We start from the raw sequence: 6,198 nt of genomic DNA on the forward strand, positions 1-6,198 counted from the left end.
CGTCTTACCCAAAGGGTTCATGCGCGTTCGTCATTTCGGTTTCCTGGCGAACCGCTGCCGGGCGCGCTGTCTGGAGCTGATCCGTGCGGCGCTGGCGGCCCCGCCGACAGCGCCGGAACCCGCCACGGAACCGGCGGCGACGGTGCCCTTTGACGGCTATCCCTGTCCCACGTGCCGCATCGGGCGCTTGCGCATCACCGCACACCTGGCCCCGCAGCGGCGTGGTCAGGGGGTGATAAGCGCGCCTGCCCCGGCCTAGGCACCAAGGCGCACCCGCCACGTTGGACAGGCCGCCCGCGGCCTGCGCCCGCGCTCGCCCGCACGCCGGAAAATGATCTATACTTTGCCCCCAATCGCCTTCTCAGGCGCCGTGCGGACGGCCGCGCAGGCCCGGCTGGCGCCGCCCCGACGGTCATCCAAGTGCGCAGACGCCGCCCGGCAGCGGCCGGCGACCCAGGGCGCGGGGATACAATCCCCTCTCTAAGAGAAGACGGAGCCCGCGGCGGGCGCCGTGCCAGGAGCGGATTAGTCCAACAAACGTTTATCCGTCGTGCGCGCGCGGCGTCGCGCTCCGACTCGGGGTCAGTTGGGCGCGCACGCCGGATAAACGCTTATTCGTTCAAGAAACAGATCGCATCCTTTCATGGATTTTGAGATCGTCGGAAGCATTTCCAGCATTGAGCCTGTAGCCGTCGGCCCAGGCATACGCGACTTGCCTCGGTTGCGAAAGCAATACGGCAAAGGAAACTGGAAGAAGCTGAAAGGATTCGCAACCGTGCGGCTCATTGACGGCACAGTTCATACTGCCGAATTGCACTGGTATGAAGCGCACGGCATCGGCAAGAAAGAATTCAAGATAAAGTTCCCGCTAATTGACTAACCAAATTATGACCACAAACCAAGAAATGCCATTGCCTTTTGCTGTTTGTATCAGCAATGAAGACTACCCAGCATCTCTAGAAGTCGGTAAGTTATACCAAATTATACCTGACGAGGCCGCGGAATCACACGGTTACATTCGCGTAATTGATGAAAGCGGAGAAGACTATGGCTACAGTAGAGATCGCTTTTTTCCCATCCAGATCCCCGTTGCGTTGCAGGAAGCTCTACTGAAAGCAGCCTAAGAAACGAAAAAGTGACAAGGCGCGAGGCTTGATATATTTTCACCCAAACCAAAAAGCCTCCGGCGTAGGGACTCCGGTTGCCCGGAGCCCCCGCCACAGACGTGGAATGCCTTCCCGGTCGGTATGCCAGAACAGCTCGAAACCCTGAAAGGTCACGCGCCGTTGCATACTCGGATGGAAGCGGCTAGAACGCAGAGCCTGCGTCTTCTCCGGCGCCACGTCACCGCGCACCTGGCCCCGCTGCGGCGTGGTCAGGGGGTTTCGCTGATGCCTGCCACCTGCTAGGCACCAGCGCCCACCGGCCGCCCGGGACAGGCCGCCCGCGGCCTGCGATCGCGCTCGCCCATTATCCAGAAAATGGGCTACACTTCGTCTTCAATAGCCCGCTGACCAGCCCCGTGGAACCCCACGGACGCCCGCTTGGTGCCGCACCGAGCTGCATCCGGGTGCTGCAACGCAGTCCGGTACCGACCGGCGCCCCGGCCTCAGGGATACAATCCCCTCTCTTAAAGAGGACTGAGGCCGCAGCAGGCGTCGTGCCAGGAGCGGATTAGTCCAACAAACGTCTATCCGTCGTGCGCGCCAGGCTGCGCGCTCCGACTCGGGCTCCGTGCGGCGCGCACGATGGATAAACGCTTATTCGTCAGGCGACAAGGACAACTTTCAATTTTTCACCAAACGAGGCAGATAGAGTCTGTGTTCATCAAATGAATTTCACTAAAGCAACAAACATCTTGGCATCTATGGCACTGTTGGCTGGTTGTGTCGGCCCTCTCGTCAGAATCGAGCAAATCGACGAAACATAAAAGAGCAAGGTGCAGGTTTATCCGAATAACTCCATCTTACAAAAGGCCGGTGTCAAGTCTCTCGGCATCGTAGAAGCGACATCCTGCAGAAACCTGGCCTGGGACCCACCCGCCTCGCTTGGCGTCTCTTGCAGGGTGAGAGTCCCCGTCGGGTAAGGGTGAGCCGCCCGCCCGAATCGCGTGTTGGTCCCATTGCGGAGCGGGGTAACCCGCGCACAACATTATGGGGCAATCGTACACAGAGGATCTTATAGGCCATAGGGGAAAGCGCGTTCCCTGAAGTGCTGGTACAGTTTCGAAATAGCTAATGCGGATGCCGACAAGCAATATGAGTAACCGGCGTCCCTACGGCTGAGGCATTCGTAAGCCAGAGATACGATTACGTAGCCACGAGAAAATGGTGAGTACAATGCAGCGGCAGTTCACGCTTGAGTATTGGATTGATGACGACTGGTATGTCGGCAAGTTGCAGGAGGTGCCTGGCGTTTTCAGTCAGGGCGAGACACTTGATGAACTGGAAGATGATATTAGGGATGCTTATGCTCTTGTAATTCTACAATCGACGCTCAAGCCGACCCACATCAGTTTCGATCGCACCCCGGAGCGTTTGCGCTTGTGCCCATCCTGCCAGTCGCGGGCAAGTCGAGCAAATCCAGATGCTGCCCGCCCGGAGCAGGAAAGGCCAAAAGCCTGCTACCCGAGCCGCACCTCCCACCGGAAGGTCCCGCCCCCCGTCGGCAGCGTCACCCGCGCCGCCCCGTCGCTGATCGGCGACGCCTCGCCGTCGAGGCTGGCGGCGAGGACCCGGCCCCCTCCCCTGCCATTCTCCACCGCAATCTCGCAGCGGGTCAGGCCGTCCGGCAGGCGGTAGTGGATACGCAACCCGGGCCAGTCGGCGGGTATGCAGGGCTTGAGCACCAGGGTGCGGCCGTCCTCCACGCGCAGGCCCAGCACCGCCTCGACGCCGACCCGATACATCCAGCCGGCGGAGCCGGTGTACCAGGACCAGCCGCCGCGGCCGACGTGGGGCGCGGCGCCGTAGATGTCGGCGGCCAGCGCGTAGGGCTCCAGGCGATAGGTCTCGATGGCCTGCGCCGTGGCGGTATGGGAGACCGGGCTCAGCATGGCGAGCAGGGGGGCGGCGCGGCTGCGGCGCCCGAGTTCGGTCATGGCCAGCACCGCCCAGCAGGCGGCGTGGGTGTATTGACCGCCATTCTCCCGCACCCCGGCCAGATAGGCCTTGATGTAGCCGGGGTCCTTGGGGGTGTCGACGAAGGGCGGGGTCAGGAGCCGGATCAGGCGCTCGTCCTCGTTGATCAACTGGGTCTCCAGCGCGTCGAGTGCCTGCTCCGCCCGTTCGCGGGGGACGGCCCCGGAGATGGCGGCCCAGGACTGGGCCAGGGCGTCGATGCGGCACTCGTCATCGGCGGCGCATCCGAGCGGCGTGCCGTCGTCATAGTAGGCGCGGCGATACCAGGCGCCGTCCCAGCCGGACTCCTCCAGGGCCAGGGTCAGGACGGTGCGGTAATCGGCGTAGCGGGCGACGCGCGCGGTGTCGCCGCGCGCCTCGCACAGGGGCAGAAAATCCCCCAGGCAGCGGTAGAGGAAGAAGCCCATCCAGACGCTCTCCCCCCGCCCCTCGCGCCCGATGCGGTTCATGCCGTCGTTCCAGTCGCCGGTGCCCATCAGCGGCAGACCGTGGACGCCCAGCGTGAGCGAGCGGTCCAGGGCGCGGCAGCAGTGGTCATAGAGGTCGCCGGACTCCCCGCTCGGCGCGGGCTCCAGGAAACTCTCGTCCTCCCCCGGTTCCAGGGCGCGGGCGCTCAGATAGGGCACCGACTCGTCGAGGATCGCCCGCTCGCCGGTGGTCCTGACATAGTGGCTGGTCACATAGGGCAGCCACAGCAGGTCATCGGAGAAACGGGTGCGCAGGCCCCGCTCCATGGGCGCCGCGTGCCACCAATGCAGCACGTCGCCCTCAACGAACTGGTGCGCGGCGTGCAGCAGGATTTGGGCGCGGGTCAGCTCCGGGCGCAGCAGCACCAGGGCGGCGGCGTCCTGGAGCTGATCGCGATAGCCGAAGGCCCCGCCGGACTGGTAGAAGGCGGAGCGCGCCCAGATGCGGCAACTCAAGTTCTGGTAGACCAGCCAGCCGTTGAGCATGAGGTCGATGGCCGGGGACGGGGTCGCGACCTGGAGGCGCCCCACCAGGTCGGTCCAGAAGGCCTTGGCCGCGGCGAGCGCCGCGTCGATGGCCCCGGGTTGGCGGTAGTGCGCGACCAGCCGGTCCAGTTCGGCCGCCTCCAGGCACTCGCCGAGCAGAAAGCTGCACCGCGCGGTCTCGCCCGGAGCGAGCCGCAGGATCAGGCGCTGGGCGAAACAGGGGTCGAGTTCCTCGCCGCAGGCGCCGTCGAGCGCGGTGCCGGTGCGCAGTGCGGCGGGGTCGGCCGGATCGCCGTGGCGGCCGATGAAGGCGGCGCGATCACAGGTGTGGCTGACCGGGCCGGGGGTCCCGCCCTGGGTGACGGCGAAGGCGAAGGCGGTGCCGTCGGCGAAGTCGCCGGCCGCGGGGTTGGTGGCGGTCAGCAGGTCGCGGTCGGGGTCCCAGGCCGTCAGGATGGGGCTCGGGCTGGCCGGCTGGTTGCCCATGACCAGGCGCTGATAGGAGACGATGGCCAGGGTCCGGGGCTGGTCGCTGTGGTTACACAGTTGCAGGCGCAAGACCCGCAGGGGGTCCGAGCGGGGCACGAAGAGCGTCGCCTCCTGGGCCAGGTCCGGGTCCTCGCAGCGAAAAACCGAGTAGCCGAAGCCGTGGCGGACCTCGTAGTCGAACGGGGCCGGGCGGGGTCCGGGGAGCGGGGACCAGCAGGCGCCGGTCGTCTCGTCGCGTAGATAGAAGGCCTCCCCGAAGGGGTCGCTCACCGGGTCATTGGACCAGGGGCTGAGGCGGTTGGCCTGGCTGTTGCGCGCCCAGGTGTAACCGGCGCCGACCTCGCTCACCAGGCAGCCGGCGACCTCGTTGGCGATGACGTTGGTCCAGGGGAGTGGGGGGCGGCGCAACTGTCCGTCGGGCTGGTGGCGCAGGTGGATGATGTATTCGCGGCCGGCGGGTGAAAAGGCGCCGTAGGGGCTGGGGGGGGTCGCCTGGGGCCTGGGCGGCGTGGGCGGTTGGGGAGAAAGAGGTACCAGGCCCAACGGGTGCCCGGCGGTCCTGGCAATCAGCGCCAGGGCCGCCGCCCGGTCCGGGGCGACGCCGGTGAGGAACAACAACTGCGCCGACGCGCCAGGGGCCAGCAAGAAGCTGGTGCGCAGGCTCAAGACCGGGTCGAGCACGTTGCCGACGGTACCGGAAAGAGGCCCGTCGAGCACCAGGGCGGCGGGGGCGGCGGGGGTCCGGCCGCGGCCGAGGAAGCGCATCCGGTCGGTCTCCCACTCCTGGGCATCGGTGCCCGCCAGGGCGTGCACCAGCCAGGGCCACTGCTCGTCGGCGGCCCGCGGGCGGCGACGGGCCAGCAGGGCGCCGGTCGCCGCATCCCGCTCGGTCTGGACAAAGAGCTTGGCGAAGGCCGGGTGGGCGGCGTCCCCCGCGGGGTGGCACAGGACCACCTCCAGGTAGCTCGTGACCTCGAGGCGCCGCGGCCGGTCGGAGCCGTTGGTCAGGGTCAGACGGCGCTCCTCCAGGTCGGCGTCCGCGGCGACCCAGACCGCGAGCCGCGCCCCGATCCCGGCGTCCTCGCGCTCCAGGAGAAAAGACCCAGCCGTCGCTTGCGTCCGATACAGCGCGGTCGGCGTGCGCGTCGGTTGATACCCCAGGGACCAGAAGCGCCCGTCATCGAGGTCGCGCAGGTACAGGACGCTGCCGAGCTGGTCCTCGACCGCATCGCCGCCCCCGCGCGTGAGGCCGATCCAATCCCAGGTGGACCGCCCGGCCCCGGTGCCGGAGATCAGGACCTCGTAGCGCCCGTTGGACAGGCGGTGGATAGGTGCCGCGGGGGCGCCGGGAGCGGTGAATTGGTCGGTGCTCATCGGGCGGATACTCCAAAAAAGAAAGTACGTTAGTACGTTAGTACGTTAGTACGTTAGTACGTTAGTACGTTAGTACGTTAGTACGGAAGTACGCTAAGAGGGGCCTTGATCATAATCGTGCGACACGAAGTCGCGTAAGTAATTGTTCTACTGGAAGTCTCTATATGGCGACCTGATGGAACCGACGGTTTCTCCCGTCGTAGCCTAGGAGCACATGCGAGACTGGTAACGGTCCGGTGTGA

General features: G+C 65.9%; 3 protein-coding genes and 1 pseudogene. 3 read left to right on the forward strand and 1 reads right to left on the reverse strand.

Annotated elements, in window-relative coordinates; translation table 11 throughout:
- The 3 genes and pseudogenes from QZY48_RS01940 to QZY48_RS01950 all read left to right on the forward strand — a co-directional run.
- A pseudogene (locus QZY48_RS01940) lies at window positions 1–259 on the forward strand (IS91 family transposase); the annotation flags it as partial.
- Between the two features lie 384 nt (window positions 260–643).
- Window positions 644–880 (forward strand): hypothetical protein, encoded by a 237-nt coding sequence (locus QZY48_RS01945; protein ID WP_295426986.1) that lies wholly within the window; start codon window positions 644–646, stop codon window positions 878–880.
- Between the two features lie 7 nt (window positions 881–887).
- Window positions 888–1,124, forward strand: coding sequence for a hypothetical protein (locus QZY48_RS01950; protein WP_295426989.1), 237 nt, complete (start codon window positions 888–890; stop codon window positions 1,122–1,124).
- Window positions 1,125–2,623: 1,499 nt separating this feature from the next.
- On the opposite strand, the gene QZY48_RS01955 is transcribed toward QZY48_RS01950, so the two are convergent.
- Window positions 2,624–5,956, reverse strand: a complete 3,333-nt coding sequence (locus QZY48_RS01955; protein ID WP_295426992.1) for a glycosyl transferase — start codon at window positions 5,954–5,956, stop codon at window positions 2,624–2,626.
- Between the last annotated feature and the right edge of the window lie 242 nt (window positions 5,957–6,198).

This window comes from uncultured Thiodictyon sp. (assembly GCF_903828115.1).
GTDB lineage: Bacteria > Pseudomonadota > Gammaproteobacteria > Chromatiales > Chromatiaceae > Thiodictyon.